The organism is Flavobacterium litorale, from assembly GCF_019613795.1.
Classification (GTDB): domain Bacteria; phylum Bacteroidota; class Bacteroidia; order Flavobacteriales; family Flavobacteriaceae; genus Flavobacterium; species Flavobacterium litorale.
The window spans coordinates 589,598-601,103 of record NZ_CP080429.1 but is presented as its reverse complement, the minus strand read 5'-3'; the positions used below and the strand labels follow the sequence as shown (position 1 = coordinate 601,103).

The following is an 11,506-nucleotide window of genomic DNA, read 5'->3' as shown; positions in this document are numbered from 1 at the left end:
TTGTTGTATTAATTGAAGTATAATGCAAAACGAATCAATTGAATATAACGTTAATCTAATTATGTATTACCATTTAGTATTAGCTAAATCGAGTCATGGTTTGAGCAAGAAAATTCAATTCAATAACATATGTTTCAAACATTGTCTGATTTGCAGTCCTCAAAGACTGTAAAAATTTGGAAGGTGTGCGTTGATTGATAGGCAAAGTATTGTGATTATCCTCAATAAACCTCTTAAATTTTGTGTCTGAAGAAACACTACTATGGGCAATAGCATTTCTTATTATAAAAATATGATTTAAAATATCCTTTGATGCAGGAGGAATATTTGAGAATGGATTATCATTTTTATAAAATACTTTTGTATTTCTTTCTAATTTATAAAGAGGTAATAAATCGAGAAATGGTTTCCCGTTTAAGAGATAGTTTAAAACTAACTTTCTGTCTTTAAAAATTTGCTTTTGAATTTTCTTTCTAGTAGTTAATTTATACTTATCATATAACAAGCCTATAAAAAACTCTTCAACAAAAGATTCAAATAAAGTTACAGATTTGAGAAACATTCCATCATAAAACAAATTTAAATCTTTGTCTGCTATATAAACATTATTTGTAACATTTGCCTTTTCAATTCTTTTTCTAGATGCAAAAATACTATCATATTCCTTCTTTAGTCTTTGTGATAAAACATCTGAATGCATTAGTACAACTCTTTATTTAGAAACTTAAATACTTCTTCTCTATTCTCTTTTGAATTAGTTCCTCTTGTAAAGGCATCATAAACTTTTTCAGGTAGAGATGTCACTTTTCTATCTTTTTTCCATTCTTTCTGAGCTTTTTTTATTTCTTCAGAAAGCCTATCTAAACTGTTTTTTAAACTCTTTTTACTAATGTTAATTTTTACATTTTTGGTGGGTTTTCCAGAGAATTCATTTTGATAGATGACAGAAAAAAGTGAGTAAAGTAAAGGGGTCTTCTTAAAAGGACTGTCCTTAAAATTTTTACCATATGCTTCATCTAGAAACATAAAAATATTTTCTAGCCTTTGAGTTTTAATCTTAGATTCAGGAATAGATCCTTCATCATCATACTTTTTGTAATAAGCATTTATGCTTTCTGGAGTTCTTCTAACTGTCCCATCAATTGAAAGCATCAATAAGTCATTAACAAATTCAACTTCCTCCATTCTTGAAATTTTAGAATCAGTGAAAACACCCCATCTAATCCAATAATCGTAATATTTATTTCCGATTTTAAAAGCCAAACTCTTAAATTCACCATAAAATGATGCATTTCGTAATTCTTGGTCATTTAGCTTTACCCCTGTACTATTCATCCTTGAAAAAATCTCAAGAATTTCACGGTTAGAAACTGTTGAAGGTAAAACATGAACAAAAAACTCATAATCTAATATTTCTTGTTTAGCTTCATCGGGAAGCTCTTTAAAAGTTTTTCCTCCATATGTCTCATTGTGAGTTTTACTCAACTTAAAAGCCTTATTGTCTTTATCAAATACACCCAGTGCGTATGAAATAACTGTCCTAAGCCTTTGTTGTCCATCGACTACCTCTTTTACTGGCATAAAAGAATCAAGGTCAGTTTTAACATCTCTAAGTATAATTACTGGAATTGGAAGACCTCTCAGGATAGTGTCAATTAAATATGATTTCGATTTATCATTCCAAACAGATCTTCTCTGAAAATCAGGGTTTAATAACAGCCCTTTAGAATTAAACCACGAGACAAAATCAGCTACTTTAAAAGTTGTTCTTTGAATATTATAACTCATAATTTTTATTAATTAATTTTATCTAAACCAAATTCTATCTTCTTTACCAGAAAATCAAATCCATCAATATTGGATCTTTGATTTAGTTCTTTATTTAGTAATTGAAGTCCATCATCAATATGCATCTTAATGTATTTAGGGAGGTCTTTATCAGTTATGTGAATACCATAATGTAAAGCTACCATCCCTAAATAATAATCTAAATACTGCCCAAACAAAACTGATTTGGTATATTCTTTACCACTAGAGTTTTGAATATCTTCTAGCTTTAATTTTCTGTCTTGCGACAAAGAGTGCGCTAATGCTATTCTAGAAATAATATTCTCAGTCCCTAAGTTTAAACGTCTAGTTAATTTAGCAACTACCTCTCTATTTTCTTTGCTGGTTCTAATATGTGTAAACATCTTTTTCTTTTTTAAATTCTTTAAATAAATTATTTACACGCGTAGAAATAATCTCAGAGCCTTTATCAGTATTATGAATTAAGAAAGCCTTGTTTAGGTTTGGCTTTAAAAGCTCATACTCTGCTTCAGACAGTTCTTTTTCCAATAAAGGAAATAGTACTACTTGTTCTGAAATAAATGGGTAAAACTCTTTAATGATATTTTTAGAATGGTATTTATCAAATTTCTGTAATGGACTATCAATAAATACTGGAAACTTAATTCCAGATTCATCAACAAGAGCTTTAAGTAACGCAGTGGCGTATAGTTGTTGCTCACCTTTAGACAATGAATCCTTATCTATAACTACTCCATTTTTGTCTAATAAGTCAATATCCATAACATCATCAATAATATTAACTCTAACATTAGAGATGAAATCTTCTTTATGCATCAACTTCTTTAGACCTAAAGAAACAGATTTTTGTAAAGAGTACTTTTTGTCCTCTTTAATTCTTTTAATTAACTCATTAATCTTGATTAAAAGCTTTTGAGTAACATCATACTTCTTTTTGTCTGTTTCAACCAAATTAAAATTCTTCTCATATTCAGATCTCACCTTTTTGTGAGACGTTAACTTTAATCTTAATCCGCCAAGTTCTTCTAAAAGCTCATTCTTTTCATTATAAAGCGTTTCAATTTTAGCATCAGCTTTAGTCTTTTCATCTCTAAACTGTCTTGCTAAGTGATTGTCTTTTCTTGCCTCTCCTTGCTTTATTTTATTGATGGTTCTGCTTAATAAGGCTTTATTGACTTTTTCTTCTTTAACAATAGCATTAAACTGACTCAAAAATGTTGTTTTAATGTTATTATAAATGGCTTCAAACTCTCTAAAGGACTCCTCATTAAACTCAAGATATACCTTGCCTACTTTTGAGGTAGCATCCTTTTTCTTGAGCTTTGATTTAATAGAAGTATTAATGGCTTTTTCAATTTTTTCTTTTATTGAAGGGTCTAAACTTAATAGGTCTACATTAGTTAGAATACTTTTTGAAAAGCTCTGAAGTTCCTTCTTAAGAATCTTTTCAGTTACAGCTCCAAACAAATCATCATTCTCTAGAACAAGTTGATTATATAACTTACTTAAATGCTTCCCTGCAATTACAAGTGGCACTAAATCTAAAAGTTTTCTCAACTCTTGTTTTATGCTAGTTGATTCCTCTTTTAAAACATCACGCTTAGACTTTAGCTCCTTTAATTCCTCTAAAGTAATTGAGTTCCCTTCACGAATTAATTTTTCTTGAAGAGAATCACTTTCGGATTTTAAAATAACGAGATGCTTGTCTATTTCATCTTGCTTATCTTGATTATGGCTTATAATTTTTTCAAGCTCATCTTCTTCAGACAACAACTCTTTTAACTTGAATTCTTCATGTTCTGAAACGCCTCTTCTTCTCAGTTTTGTCAATAAGGACTCTAAGTTGTTTTTAAGTTCCTCATATTTCTTAATCCCCAAAACTTCTGAGTATGCTTTACTCAGACTTCTTAACTCAGACTTAGACTTTGCTTCTGCAAGAGACACTATCTTTTCTGCATCAAAAAAGAAGAATTTTGCTATCTCCCTAGGAAGGATAAAGTCATTAATAAAAACTTCAAAACCTACATCTTTTGTCAGCTCATTTTCATCACCATCAATAAGAATTTGTAATGTTTCCTCTTTAGTTTTAAGACTATAAGTTCTTTTGATACTTACTGTTCTACAAGGTATGGAAGGAATTAATAAATCTTTTAACTCTACTTCAACTGTAAAGGAAGCATCTGAAGATTCATCTTTAACATCTCTATTTATCAATGACAATAAAAAATTGTCATAACCGCCAATATTTTTGACATCCTTTTTATACTTATCCTCAACCTGAGTCATAAGTTTTCCATAAAAACACCATATCAATGAAGTTAAAAACGTTGTTTTACCAAAACCATTTTTACCTGCAATAACACTTATGTTTTTATCCCCTTTAGATGAAAGGTCCAATTCATTTTGCCCCTTATATATCCTAAAGTTATTAAGTTTTATTTTGCTAATTTTCATAATTCATTTTCATTTACAAATGATTCTATTCTATTTTCAACATCATTATGTAGTCCATATTTAGAAATCATTAGTGTCTTTGTTTCTTGCAGAGTAATAAGATTATCTATTAAGTGATAGTATGAAACATCCTCTTTACAAACATCTTTTAAGATTCTTCTTTCTGTATCATCTAAAGACTTAATATTATTTGTGCTAATGTCTTTATTGTATATTTTCTTATAAATATCACCAACAGTATAATCAAATTCTAGATCTCTGTTCCACATCACTTGAATGGCAATTAACTCTTGATTAGTAATTAAAGTTACATGTGGTCTTTCATTCTGTACTTCTTTTTGAATCTGTAAAAGCTCTTTTAATATTCTAGCTCTATAATGCATCTCATAATTTCCAGATCTGTGACCTTCTTCATCCACAGCTGGCATTCCATTTCTTCTAGTATCAGACCTGTTTTCACTAATATTTCTATTTTCTACAAGGCTATTTCTAAATTCTAAAAGTGGCTGCATCCAATGCTGACCATTTTCAATCAAAGCTGTCATTGATTTGTCCTGTTTTACAACAGTACAAGTCCAACAACCAAACCTACTTTGACCACAAGAAGAGTGTGCTTTATTTGTTACAACAGTTGGACACTCATAATCATCAGCACTAGCATCAGCATATATTTGGAATAAAATAGAATTGTCAAATCCCCAAGGAGATGGTATTGTATTAATTATATACCATATTTCCTCAAGCATTAACTCTTTTATAGGTGCATATACATAAGTGTTTGCATTTGTGTTATGCTTAGAAAGTCTTTTCCCTTCAACCTCATGTTTCTTCATTGATCTTTCACGAGTAGCACTTTCCTCATATCTAGTACCCAATAAAACAATAGCTTCTCCTTTTTCATCTATTTGCTCTAACAAGAAATTAGATGTTGGTCTAATTTTAAGTTTATCTGTACACCATCTAAAGGTGTTATTTGGTACTGGATATCCCTTACCAATGACATTAATCCAAAAAGACTCTTCTAACTTAGGTACAGTTTTCTTAACTATAATTGGAATTCCTTGATCTCTTGCACCTTCTTCTACTTTAACTAAAACATCATCAATATAGCTAGAGATAATAGGGTTCTCCACCATAGTATCATTACAAACCACATAAACAGGTCTTCTCAATTGATAAGGATAAGGTAAGTCTTGTTTTATTCTCTGCAAGGCTATCCAAACTAATGTTAATAAAACCGTAGAATCTTTTCCTCCACTAAAGCCAATAATCCATGGTCTATCTGATGTATCTGCATAAGTATATTGGTCAATAATTTCAGAAATTATACCCTCAACTTTTTTGCTTCTAATTTTTATCATATCGTTTTGTAATCTTTCAAAATTAGTCATATCAACTTCAAAAGTCAACATGGGTTGTATTTATTAGTAATTAAATTATTAACACTAAAAGTAACTCAATATTTATTGTAATTTTAAACTAGTAAAAGTTATCAAAATAAAATTCAGGAACAACTAAATGAGGGGTAATCCAAAATGGCTTTCTAGTAAAGAGGCACAAAAGGCTGCAAAGATAAAAAGCTGCGATTTAATGCACCTTAGAATTCAAGGAAAGCTTGAGTTTGAAAAACGTGGTAATGCTTATTTTTATTCCAAACAGAGTATTGAAAAATTGAAATAACCCAATCTCTAATAAAAGAAATTGGGCATCTTTCAACTCAACTTAAAAACCAAGAGTACTTGGAATCCCCATTGAGAGTTTGTGCCAATCCATTTGAAAAATCAAAAGCATTAACAGTTCTATCCAGAAAAGAATCTATATAAGAACTCTTATTAGCTGATGTAAAGAGATTATAAACATTCCATAAGTTGATGTTTCCATTTTCATCTTTGCAAAAACTCTTATCCTCATAATAATCCTTTGCAATAGTATTCATTTGTCTATCTGCAAAGTCCATTTGTGGTAATTCCTTTCTTTGGTCTTTAGGTAAATAATTATATAATCTGGTTTTCCCTATTAATTGAGCAAACTGATGTTCTGTTAAACTTTTTTGAGTGAGTTCTCTCATTGCTTTTAAATGAGTTTCAGCTTCATAACCATTTATTACTTCAGTAATCTTATGCTGAAGTTCTTCATAGCTTCCTACTCTCATTTCTGAAGTAAAACCATCTGAAGAAATACATAGGTTACAGCATACCATATTTTGAAATCCAATAAAGAATTTAAACTTTTCATATGTTTTCTTACTATAAAGGTTTTCATGGTTGTAAGACCTAACTCCACCAACCATCAAGGAAAGAGCATTACCATTAATGGTTCCTTTTATTGATGGTATTCTAATCACAAATGCCATTCTCTCAAAATATTGAGTTTTCTCATGTTCTAACAATTCTTTTGCTGATTTGTGAATGGCATCACTTGTTCTGCCCTCAATCTCATGACTTACCCTTATTTCAGGTATATCTATTTGCTGATGGTTAAAGACATTACCTACACACTCTTGTGCTATTTCAATAAATTCTTGATGCGCTATGGTTCTTTCATTGTCTTTGGCAAACACAGGAATGATATTGTCTTGCCTTAAATGAGAGAGGCTAACCTCTTTTGTGTTAGCCTCAATGAATGGGTTGATTTTATACTTATCTCTTTCTGATGGTACTCTCAATTCTGTAACAGATTGTTTTATACCATCAAAAGGAGAAGATATATTATTGTCCTGACTGTGGTGTACTTTTACTAATTCCATTTGAACTAAAATTTTCTGGTTTAACTAAATTCTCTAATTGTTGTTTTTTACTCTGATATTGAGCATTTAATGACTGTTGAAATTGTGGAAACTCTTTATATAGATTCATCAATTCACTTATGGATAAACACTCATTAATACGTTTTAAAACATTTTTTGAAGTTACAGGTTCAGCATTACACCATTTCAACAATCTTTCCCCTGTTTTAGTAGTAATAATAAACTCTGGTTTATTCATAAATAAGCCTGTTCTATCCTTACTACTTTTAGCTAAATGTTGGTCATTTACCAATTCAAAATTGACTGTCAGCTCATACTCAAATCCCTCTCTGGTAATTTCTTTAGTGCCATGTTTCATCACTTGAGTTTTACCATTAGAGCCAACATCTAATGAGTAATCAATTTTTGTTCTAGCTGTTGTAATTATATGACAAGTTGATTGCAAAATTTTATCAATAAAAGATTGATGCCTTGGTGTAACTTTTGCCCAATCTTGAAATCTACCACCTAACTGTTCATGTATTTGTAAACAACCTCCTTTTCCTTGCCATTCATGTGTTATACTATCAATTACAATGACTTCAATTCCTGATTTTTCGCAAACTTCAATGGCTTGTATATACCTCTCAGGTGAATAAGGTGCTTGTAAGTCTAATACATTAAAGTTCCCTAAGTCTGAATACAATGAGGCTGAAGAGTTTTCTGAATCTATTACAGCTACCTTACTCCAATCTTGTGTCATACCAAAAGCTAATAATAAAGCTGAGTGTGTTTTACCAAATCCACTTGGTCCAGATATTCCTAATCTGAGTTTTACATTTTGTCTTTTACTTTGTTTTAATTGCATAATCTTATATTTAAAAAGGTTAATATTTTTATGAGTTATTTTTAAGTTCTATCTGATTAGATTCTTTCTGTAACTAAAAAGACCCTCACTATTTGAGAGTCTTTCTTGAATAATTATGAAGCATATTTCAGCTTGGGTTCTTCCAAAAGTTTTGACATTGCATCATCAATAATATCATCTTTAAACTCTTTGAGATAGGCTTGTGTGACACTTACATCATGATGTCCCATAGATTTTCCAATTACATCTGTTGAAATACCTGCAAACTTTAAATTGGTAGCAAAACTGTGTCTAATAACATAAGAAGTTACATTTTGTTCTAGCCCTTGAATATCAGCTATCTCTTTTAGTTGCTTATTGAATTTTCTCAAAGTTTTGTGTTTTCTATTATCAATTTGCATTGGTGTTAAGTTATCTTTAAGCAATATAGGAAACACATAATCTGTCGGTCTATTTTGTGATTTATAGTAAGTGACTATTTGCTTTACTGGTTCTAACATTTTCACAGAAAATCTGCCTTTAGTTTTAGAACGTGTATAAAAAATTCTATCCCCTTGAATGTTTTCCCATTTCAGCTTCATCATATCTACGAAGTTCATTCCACCCATGTAATAACTAAAAATCAAGTAGTTTCTAGTGTTTGTTAGATGTGGGTATTTAATTATATCAATAGCCTCCATTAGCTTCATTTCATTTCTAGTCAATGCCTTTTTCGCTCCAACAGTTTTAAACTTTGAAATTTTATAAATTTTGAACGGATAATACTTTTCATCTACCACACCATTCTTAATAGCATAATTATAAAGCGCTCTAATTGTTCTCATTTTTATACCTATCCCTCCATTAGAATTATTATTGCTCCTTAAATAAGTTTCATACTTATCTAATAATGCAGGTGTAATTTCTCTAAAAACTAGATTTTTATTTTTTTGGAATTTAAAGAATGAGTTGTATGTATCTTGGTATGGCTTTGAATTTCCTATTCTTCCAGCCTTTATAAAGTCTTCTATTTTTTCATTCCAGAACTCTGCAACTGTAACTTTTGAAGACTTTCTGCCTCTAAATTTTGCCTCAAACTGGTTAAGTGTGAAATCAATACCTTCAAGAAAAAAATCATCTATGATTTTTAATGCTTGCTCTTTCTTTTTAAGTAAAGCCCTATTCCTTTGTAAATAATTCTTCTCACTCTTTTTGAATTGACCATTAACTTCATCCCAATCTTTTTTTAAACAGCTAATACCTAGTGTAATTACTTTGGGTTTTCTATCCTTTATAATTTTTAAAACGACTGGATACTGTCCTTCTTTATTAGGTTTATTTCTAAGTAATATTTTGATGCTTGCCATTGCTTTATTGTTTAAGTGTTATAAAATCCATATATAATACGTATGGAAAACATAACATTTTAGTTATTAATTAGGTGATTAAACTTCTCTATTAAGAGTCTTCTTAATTCATTTTTAGTGGAATTAAGACTATATTTCTCTATCAGAGCATTGAACTCATTTCTACGCCTCATTTTAAAGGTTCCTGATTTCTCTTTAATTTCTTCTTGCCAATATTCAGGATTCTTAAATCTTATTAATTTCTGAAAGTCTTCTGGTTCAATGGATTCCTCTAAAATGCTATCTATAATTTGCATTTTGTCAAATCTCATTATTGCATTTTCAAATAACCTTTGAAGATTATCTTTGTTTCTTAAGTCATTTAGATTAAAAACCCCTAGGTCATTTAAGTCTCTTCTTCTTGTATGTCTTATTTCAAACCTTAAAATATTATGATGAATGTCAAATTCTTTTGAATACTGTTTCGCTTTGTCATAAATCTTAACTAAATAATTTGAATGGTCAAACCTTTTTAATTCTCCTTTTCCATCATATTGTTTATTGTGATTATAGTTTTTATACTTATGCATGAGAACATTTTCCCTTATAATTTGTTCTGCTGGTTTACTAACACATATGTTAAAGCCAAATTCAAGTTGAGTAATTCCTGTAAAAGCAATGTCTGGAAGGTTCATGCCCAGGTACTCTATACTTTCACATAAATTAGAATATGTAAAATCATTATAATTTGCATTTTCTCTATACACTAAATAGTTGTACAACTTGTGAAGCGAATTTTTTATATATCCATACTTTTGAGCAATTACGACATCCATAGTTTCCAAGTTAGTTTTATGTGGATAACGTATCTCACCAGAGTGTCGCTCTAAAACTTGAATTAACTCAGGAAAATTATCAGGGTCATTAACATAAGGCTCAAATTCTGATTTGTCCTTGTAAAGGATTTTGACAAAATCTATCATAGCTTATGCTTTTTGAGATAGATATTGGTCTATGCTTAATTCAAGCTCATCAACAGTTTCAACTTTACTGTCAATAATCCATGCATCAAGTTCAGGTTTACGGAAGTAAATCATCTTACCACCTGGCACATAGAAAGGAATTTCCTTTTTGCTAGTAAGTTTGTAAATACTACTCTTGGATTGCCCCAAATACAGAGCTGCTTCTTCAAGTGTAAAAAATTCTTTTTCTAATAAATTTTGCTTTTTTAATAAAGCTGTAATCTCCTTTAATTGTTGTTGGATAAATTCCATAATTTCAAATGAATTATGGATATGGCCATATCCTTGTTATTGTTGAAACAAAGAAATGGGCTTTATAGCCTTACATACTTTTACTATACCTAGACTGTATAGTAAAGCTATTTTTAAAGTGAAGAAATTATGTTTTCTATTCTATCCTTCTGAGTTGGATTTTTAGACACATACGATTTAGATTGTTTTAAGTTTTTAAGCTCTTCTCCATTATTATCTCTAAATGTATAAAGCACGTATTTATTTAGGTCATGAATAATGCTTGGGCTTAAATGATTTTCATCTATGAGCTTAATTACAAAGTGAAATAATGAAGGTTTTGAAACTCTTTTGTTTTTACCAATAACTAGCCAATGGATTCCATATGCTACCTCTTTTCCTGTAAACGCATTAAAAAATTCCTGTTTTGTTGCATTTATTAAAGATGGGGATTCTGTTAGTGATTCATATAACTTCTGTATTTTATCTTGCTGTTCTTTTTCATTTTCAGCCAATAATTCAAATGATGGTGTAAACCCATATAACTTTACCTCAGTAGAATATCTATTGATGGTATCTTTTATTTGAGATAAATAATCATTTAAAAAATGAAACTCCTTAAAAGCATTAAAGGATTCAATATGTTTAATTTTGATTCTTAAAAAGTCAGCATAGGCTTTAACTTCTTTTTTGTCAGAAAATCTTTTTTGAAACTCTTGTTCAAGAAAATTAATTGAGTTTTGAGTTTCATTATTGAGTTTTCTTTTAATTGAGCCTTCAAAGGAAAACGTTAGATATTCGGAATCTATATTGTCTTTATGACTAATATTTAAAACCCTAACTTTATGAGTTTTCTTATCAATCTCATCTACGTTATTAAAATACAACTCTTCAGTTATATTTTTATAGAATTCCTCAAGGTCTAGTTCAATCTGCTTTTTTAAATACCATTCAAAAAATGCAAATGGATTTTCTGCTGTACTTTTCATATTTCAAACTTAATAAAATATATAAATGTTTAACCTATGTTTAACCTGAAAGCACAAAAAAAGCCCTACATCTCTGTAAGGCT

At 29.7% G+C, this 11,506-nt stretch carries 12 protein-coding genes; 1 reads left to right on the top strand and 11 read right to left on the bottom strand.

Going from position 1 to position 11,506, the window contains the following annotated elements; translation table 11 throughout:
* Positions 1 to 79: 79 nt before the first annotated feature.
* The 5 genes from K1I41_RS02630 to dndC are packed head-to-tail and all read right to left on the bottom strand — an operon-like array spanning position 80 to position 5,675.
* Complete coding sequence (locus K1I41_RS02630; protein WP_220641133.1) at positions 80 to 700, bottom strand: hypothetical protein; 621 nt, start codon at positions 698 to 700, stop codon at positions 80 to 82.
* Positions 700 to 1,788 (bottom strand): GmrSD restriction endonuclease domain-containing protein, encoded by a 1,089-nt coding sequence (locus K1I41_RS02625; protein WP_220641132.1) that lies wholly within the window; start codon positions 1,786 to 1,788, stop codon positions 700 to 702. Before K1I41_RS02625 ends, K1I41_RS02630 begins: the two co-directional genes overlap by 1 nt.
* An 8-nt stretch (positions 1,789 to 1,796) precedes the next feature.
* A complete protein-coding gene (locus tag K1I41_RS02620) occupies positions 1,797 to 2,192 on the bottom strand; it encodes a DndE family protein (protein WP_220641131.1) in 396 nt (131 codons plus the stop codon).
* The gene (dndD, locus tag K1I41_RS02615) at positions 2,176 to 4,263 is read right to left on the bottom strand and encodes a DNA sulfur modification protein DndD (RefSeq protein ID WP_220641130.1); all 2,088 of its coding nucleotides are present in this window, start codon (positions 4,261 to 4,263) and stop codon (positions 2,176 to 2,178) included. The genes K1I41_RS02620 and dndD overlap by 17 nt, the downstream gene beginning before the upstream one ends.
* Entirely contained in the window at positions 4,260 to 5,675 is a 1,416-nt protein-coding gene (gene dndC, locus K1I41_RS02610; protein WP_255566956.1) for a DNA phosphorothioation system sulfurtransferase DndC, read from the bottom strand. The genes dndD and dndC overlap by 4 nt, the downstream gene beginning before the upstream one ends.
* Before the next feature lie 106 nt (positions 5,676 to 5,781).
* Here dndC and K1I41_RS02605 point away from each other — a divergent pair, with 106 nt between their 5' ends.
* Positions 5,782 to 5,943, top strand: coding sequence for a hypothetical protein (locus tag K1I41_RS02605; protein WP_220641129.1), 162 nt, complete (start codon positions 5,782 to 5,784; stop codon positions 5,941 to 5,943).
* A 37-nt stretch (positions 5,944 to 5,980) separates the two neighbouring features.
* On the opposite strand, the gene K1I41_RS02600 is transcribed toward K1I41_RS02605, so the two are convergent.
* From K1I41_RS02600 to K1I41_RS02575, 6 genes are all read right to left on the bottom strand, one after another.
* Entirely contained in the window at positions 5,981 to 7,009 is a 1,029-nt protein-coding gene (locus K1I41_RS02600; RefSeq protein ID WP_220641128.1) for a DUF3871 family protein, read from the bottom strand.
* Positions 6,972 to 7,856: an AAA family ATPase gene (locus tag K1I41_RS02595; RefSeq protein ID WP_220641127.1), complete on the bottom strand. Its 885-nt coding sequence runs from the start codon at positions 7,854 to 7,856 to the stop codon at positions 6,972 to 6,974. The genes K1I41_RS02600 and K1I41_RS02595 overlap by 38 nt, the downstream gene beginning before the upstream one ends.
* A gap of 113 nt (positions 7,857 to 7,969) precedes the next feature.
* Positions 7,970 to 9,202, bottom strand: a complete 1,233-nt coding sequence (locus tag K1I41_RS02590) for a site-specific integrase (RefSeq protein ID WP_220641126.1) — start codon at positions 9,200 to 9,202, stop codon at positions 7,970 to 7,972.
* Between the two features lie 59 nt (positions 9,203 to 9,261).
* Complete coding sequence (locus tag K1I41_RS02585; protein ID WP_220641125.1) at positions 9,262 to 10,164, bottom strand: hypothetical protein; 903 nt, start codon at positions 10,162 to 10,164, stop codon at positions 9,262 to 9,264.
* A 3-nt stretch (positions 10,165 to 10,167) separates the two neighbouring features.
* Positions 10,168 to 10,455 (bottom strand): helix-turn-helix transcriptional regulator, encoded by a 288-nt coding sequence (locus tag K1I41_RS02580; RefSeq protein WP_220641124.1) that lies wholly within the window; start codon positions 10,453 to 10,455, stop codon positions 10,168 to 10,170.
* Positions 10,456 to 10,568: 113 nt separating this feature from the next.
* A complete protein-coding gene (locus tag K1I41_RS02575; protein WP_220641123.1) occupies positions 10,569 to 11,423 on the bottom strand; it encodes a hypothetical protein in 855 nt (284 codons plus the stop codon).
* Between the last annotated feature and the right edge of the window lie 83 nt (positions 11,424 to 11,506).

Bases quoted from the DNA above. Each gene is read 5' to 3' on its own strand.
- K1I41_RS02590 (WP_220641126.1), bottom strand. From the start codon at position 9,202: ATGGCAAGCATCAAAATATTACTTAGAAATAAACCTAATAAAGAAGGA.
- K1I41_RS02595 (WP_220641127.1), bottom strand. From the start codon at position 7,856: ATGCAATTAAAACAAAGTAAAAGACAAAATGTAAAACTCAGATTAGGA.
- K1I41_RS02625 (WP_220641132.1), bottom strand. From the start codon at position 1,788: ATGAGTTATAATATTCAAAGAACAACTTTTAAAGTAGCTGATTTTGTC.
- dndC (WP_255566956.1), bottom strand. From the start codon at position 5,675: ATGTTGACTTTTGAAGTTGATATGACTAATTTTGAAAGATTACAAAAC.
- K1I41_RS02620 (WP_220641131.1), bottom strand. From the start codon at position 2,192: ATGTTTACACATATTAGAACCAGCAAAGAAAATAGAGAGGTAGTTGCT.
- K1I41_RS02630 (WP_220641133.1), bottom strand. From the start codon at position 700: ATGCATTCAGATGTTTTATCACAAAGACTAAAGAAGGAATATGATAGT.
- dndD (WP_220641130.1), bottom strand. From the start codon at position 4,263: ATGAAAATTAGCAAAATAAAACTTAATAACTTTAGGATATATAAGGGG.
- K1I41_RS02605 (WP_220641129.1), top strand. From the start codon at position 5,782: ATGAGGGGTAATCCAAAATGGCTTTCTAGTAAAGAGGCACAAAAGGCT.
- K1I41_RS02600 (WP_220641128.1), bottom strand. From the start codon at position 7,009: ATGGAATTAGTAAAAGTACACCACAGTCAGGACAATAATATATCTTCT.
- K1I41_RS02585 (WP_220641125.1), bottom strand. From the start codon at position 10,164: ATGATAGATTTTGTCAAAATCCTTTACAAGGACAAATCAGAATTTGAG.
- K1I41_RS02580 (WP_220641124.1), bottom strand. From the start codon at position 10,455: ATGGAATTTATCCAACAACAATTAAAGGAGATTACAGCTTTATTAAAA.
- K1I41_RS02575 (WP_220641123.1), bottom strand. From the start codon at position 11,423: ATGAAAAGTACAGCAGAAAATCCATTTGCATTTTTTGAATGGTATTTA.